Source organism: Antrihabitans auranticaus (assembly GCF_016481275.1).
Taxonomy (GTDB): Bacteria; Actinomycetota; Actinomycetes; order Mycobacteriales; family Mycobacteriaceae; genus Antrihabitans.
In genome coordinates this window covers 1-5,261 of sequence record NZ_JAEMNW010000019.1, presented here as the reverse complement: position 1 = coordinate 5,261, position 5,261 = coordinate 1, and the positions used below count along the sequence as shown (strand labels likewise).

Below are 5,261 nucleotides of genomic sequence, written 5' to 3'. Positions count from 1 at the left end.
GCGTGTTCTTTGAGAACTCAACAGTGTGTCGATGAATGTCAGTGCCAAATGTTTTTTGTTTGGTTTTGATCATCCTTCTTCTTTCATCCCTGTCAGGGGGAGGGTGGTTTGCTAGTCATAATGTTTTTATGGCTGGCGTGAGTTTTTGATTGCCATTGTGATTTGGCTCGATGGTTGTTTTGATTCGCCCTTTGGGGTGTTTCTGTAACTTCAACGGAGAGTTTGATCCTGGCTCAGGACGAACGCTGGCGGCGTGCTTAACACATGCAAGTCGAGCGGTAAGGCCTTCGGGTACACGAGCGGCGAACGGGTGAGTAACACGTGGGTGATCTGCCCTGCACTTCGGGATAAGCTTGGGAAACTGGGTCTAATACCGGATATGACCATGGGATGCATGTTCTGTGGTGGAAAGATTTATCGGTGCAGGATGGGCCCGCGGCCTATCAGCTTGTTGGTGGGGTAATGGCCTACCAAGGCGACGACGGGTAGCCGGCCTGAGAGGGCGACCGGCCACACTGGGACTGAGACACGGCCCAGACTCCTACGGGAGGCAGCAGTGGGGAATATTGCACAATGGGCGAAAGCCTGATGCAGCGACGCCGCGTGGAGGATGACGGCCTTCGGGTTGTAAACTCCTTTCAGCAGGGACGAAGAGAAATTGACGGTACCTGTAGAAGAAGCACCGGCCAACTACGTGCCAGCAGCCGCGGTAATACGTAGGGTGCGAGCGTTGTCCGGAATTACTGGGCGTAAAGGGCTCGTAGGCGGTTTGTCGCGTCGTCTGTGAAAACCAGCAGCTCAACTGTTGGCTTGCAGGCGATACGGGCAGACTTGAGTACTGCAGGGGAGACTGGAATTCCTGGTGTAGCGGTGAAATGCGCAGATATCAGGAGGAACACCGGTGGCGAAGGCGGGTCTCTGGGCAGTAACTGACGCTGATGAGCGAAAGCGTGGGTAGCGAACAGGATTAGATACCCTGGTAGTCCACGCCGTAAACGGTGGGCGCTAGGTGTGGGTTTCCTTCCACGGGATCCGTGCCGTAGCTAACGCATTAAGCGCCCCGCCTGGGGAGTACGGCCGCAAGGCTAAAACTCAAAGGAATTGACGGGGGCCCGCACAAGCGGCGGAGCATGTGGATTAATTCGATGCAACGCGAAGAACCTTACCTGGGTTTGACATACACCGGAAAGCTACAGAGATGTAGCCCCCCTTGTGGTCGGTGTACAGGTGGTGCATGGCTGTCGTCAGCTCGTGTCGTGAGATGTTGGGTTAAGTCCCGCAACGAGCGCAACCCTTGTCCTGTGTTGCCAGCGCGTAATGGCGGGGACTCGCAGGAGACTGCCGGGGTCAACTCGGAGGAAGGTGGGGACGACGTCAAGTCATCATGCCCCTTATGTCCAGGGCTTCACACATGCTACAATGGCCAGTACAGAGGGCTGCGATACCGCGAGGTGGAGCGAATCCCTTAAAGCTGGTCTCAGTTCGGATTGGGGTCTGCAACTCGACCCCATGAAGTCGGAGTCGCTAGTAATCGCAGATCAGCAACGCTGCGGTGAATACGTTCCCGGGCCTTGTACACACCGCCCGTCACGTCATGAAAGTCGGTAACACCCGAAGCCGGTGGCCTAACCCTTGTGGAGGGAGCCGTCGAAGGTGGGATCGGCGATTGGGACGAAGTCGTAACAAGGTAGCCGTACCGGAAGGTGCGGCTGGATCACCTCCTTTCTAAGGAGCACTTCTCCATGGATCGGCCCGCGTTGGTGGGTGTCAGGTTGTGGCAGAGACCGTTTCGGGCACATACGTTGTCCGGCGGACGCTCATGGGTGGAACGCTGACAAGTACTTCTCGCATTTCGGTGGGTCCTGTGTGGCCGGCCGGTGGGGGTTATATCGACATGCTGTTGGGTCCTGAGGGAACACGTGAGTGTTTGTCTCTAGGCAAGAAACAACGAGACCCGGATGTGGTCATACCGCGGTGCGGAAAAGGGGGGAACCCTTTTTGTGTGCCGGCTGGTGTCACGGATTCCGGTGTTTTGTGTGTTGTTTGAGAACTGCACAGTGGACGCGAGCATCTTTGTTAGTAAGTGTGTAAGAGCGTACGGTGGATGCCTTGGCACCAGGAGCCGATGAAGGACGTAGGAGGCTGCGATAAGCCTCGGGGAGCTGTCAACCGAGCTGAGATCCGAGGGTGTCCGAATGGGGAAACCCAGCACGAGTGATGTCGTGTTACCCGCGCCTGAATATATAGGGCGTGTGGAGGGAACGTGGGGAAGTGAAACATCTCAGTACCCACAGGAAGAGAAAACAACATGTGATTCCGTGAGTAGTGGCGAGCGAAAGCGGATGAGGCTAAACCATGCATATGTGATACCCGGCAGGGGTTGTGTGTGTGGGGTTGTGGGGTTTGCATTCTCGATTCTGCCGGATCGGGCAACAGTAAGAAATCGTTGGGTTAGTCGAAGTGGTCTGGAACGGCCTGTCGTAGAGGGTGAGAATCCCGTAGACGAAAACCTGGCGACTGTTGTTGTGAATTCCCGAGTAGCAGCGGGCCCGTGAAATCTGCTGTGAATCTGTCGGGACCACCCGATAAGCCTGAATACTCCCTGGTGACCGATAGCGGACTAGTACCGTGAGGGAAAGGTGAAAAGTACCCCGGGAGGGGAGTGAAATAGTACCTGAAACCGTGCGCTTACAATCCGTCAGAGCCTTTGGGTCCTTCAGTGGGCCGGGGGTGATGGCGTGCCTTTTGAAGAATGAGCCTGCGAGTTAGTGGCATGTGGCGAGGTTAACCCGTGTGGGGTAGCCGTAGCGAAAGCGAGTCCGAATAGGGCGTTTCAGTCGCGTGTTCTAGACCCGAAGCGGAGTGATCTACCCATGGCCAGGTTGAAGCGACGGTAAGACGTCGTGGAGGACCGAACCCACTTAGGTTGAAAACTGAGGGGATGAGTTGTGGGTAGGGGTGAAAGGCCAATCAAACTCCGTGATAGCTGGTTCTCCCCGAAATGCATTTAGGTGCAGCGTCGCGTGTTTCTCACCGGAGGTAGAGCTACTGGATGGTCTAGGGGGCCTACAAGCTTACCGAAATCAGCCAAACTCCGAATGCCGGTGAGTGAGAGCGCGGCAGTGAGACTGCGGGCGATAAGGTTCGTAGTCGAGAGGGAAACAGCCCAGATCGCCGGCTAAGGCCCCTAAGCGTGTACTAAGTGGAAAAGGATGTGAAGTCGCGAAGACAACCAGGAGGTTGGCTTAGAAGCAGCCACCCTTGAAAGAGTGCGTAATAGCTCACTGGTCAAGTGATTTTGCGCCGACAATGTAGCGGGGCTCAAGTACACCGCCGAAGCCGCGGCACTCACATAACACCCATGCACCCTTACGGGGGTGTGTGTAGTGGTGTGGGTGGGTAGGGGAGCGTCCTGCACCCAGGGAAGCGTCGGAGTGATCCAGGCGTGGAGGGTGTGGGAGTGAGAATGCAGGCATGAGTAGCGAAAGACGAGTGAGAAACTCGTCCGCCGAATGACCAAGGGTTCCTGGGCCAGGTTAATCCGCCCAGGGTGAGTCGGGACCTAAGGCGAGGCCGACAGGCGTAGTCGATGGACAACGGGTTGATATTCCCGTACCCGTGTATCCGCGTCAATGGTGAATCAGTTGTACTAACCATCCAAAGTCCAATGGACTTCCTTCGGGAAGCCGGCGGAGGCTGCATGGGACCTCGGCTGGTAGTAGCCAAGCGATGGGGTGACGCAGGAAGGTAGTGGGGCCAGTCAGTGGTAGTACTGGTGTAAGCCGGTAGGGCGAACGGTAGGCAAATCCGCCGTTCATACAGCCTGAGAGGTGATGCATAGCCGAATGAGGCGAATTCCATGATCCTATGCTGCCGAGAAAAGCCTCTAGCGAGTTGATACACGGCCCGTACCCCAAACCGACACAGGTGGTCAGGTAGAGAATACTAAGGCGATCGAGAGAACTGTGGTTAAGGAACTCGGCAAAATACCCCCGTAACTTCGGGAGAAGGGGGGCCCGTGCTGGTGACGACCCTTGCGGTCTGAGCTGGTGTGGGTCGCAGAGACCAGTGAGAAGCGACTGTTTACTAAAAACACAGGTCCGTGCGAAGTCGTAAGACGATGTATACGGACTGACGCCTGCCCGGTGCTGGAAGGTTAAGAGGACCTGTCAACCCTTCGGGGTGAAGCGGAGAATTTAAGCCCCAGTAAACGGCGGTGGTAACTATAACCATCCTAAGGTAGCGAAATTCCTTGTCGGGTAAGTTCCGACCTGCACGAATGGCGTAACGACTTCTCAGCTGTCTCAACCACAGACTCGGCGAAATTGCATTACGAGTAAAGATGCTCGTTACGCGCGGCAGGACGAAAAGACCCCGGGACCTTCACTACAGCTTGGTATTGGTGTTCGGTACGGTTTGTGTAGGATAGGTGGGAGACTGTGAAACTCGCACGCCAGTGTGGGTGGAGTCATCGTTGAAATACCACTCTGATCGTATTGGACTTCTAACCTCGGACCATGATCTGGTTCAGGGACAGTGCCTGGTGGGTAGTTTAACTGGGGCGGTTGCCTCCCAAAATGTAACGGAGGCGCCCAAAGGTTCCCTCAGCCTGGTTGGCAATCAGGTGTCGAGTGCAAGTGCACAAGGGAGCTTGACTGTGAGACTGACAGGTCGAGCAGGGACGAAAGTCGGGACTAGTGATCCGGCACCGGCAAGTGGAAGCGGTGTCGCTCAACGGATAAAAGGTACCCCGGGGATAACAGGCTGATCTTCCCCAAGAGTCCATATCGACGGGATGGTTTGGCACCTCGATGTCGGCTCGTCGCATCCTGGGGCTGGAGTAGGTCCCAAGGGTTGGGCTGTTCGCCCATTAAAGCGGCACGCGAGCTGGGTTTAGAACGTCGTGAGACAGTTCGGTCTCTATCCGCCGCGCGCGTTAGAAACTTGAGGAAGGCTGTCCCTAGTACGAGAGGACCGGGACGGACGAACCTCTGGTGTGCCAGTTGTTCCACCAGGAGCACCGCTGGTTAGCTACGTTCGGAAGGGATAACCGCTGAAAGCATCTAAGCGGGAAGCCTGTTCCAAGATGAGGTTTCTCACCCCCTTCGAGGGGGTAAGGCCCCCCACAGACCATGGGGTTGATAGGCCAGAACTGGAAGCCCAGTAATGGGTGCAGGTGACTGGTACTAATCGGCCGAGGACTTACCAACAAAGAAGCTACGCGTCCACTGTGCAGTATCTGAAACAACACACACGTTGAA

At 55.9% G+C, this 5,261-nt stretch carries 2 rRNA genes; both read left to right on the top strand.

What is annotated here, in order from left to right:
* Positions 1-210 precede the first annotated feature (210 nt).
* Positions 211-1,725, top strand: a 16S ribosomal RNA gene (locus tag JGU72_RS30435).
* Between the two features lie 352 nt (positions 1,726-2,077).
* A 23S ribosomal RNA gene (locus JGU72_RS30430) occupies positions 2,078-5,210 on the top strand.
* The 16S and 23S rRNA genes sit together here, the layout of an rRNA operon.
* Positions 5,211-5,261: the final 51 nt, after the last annotated feature.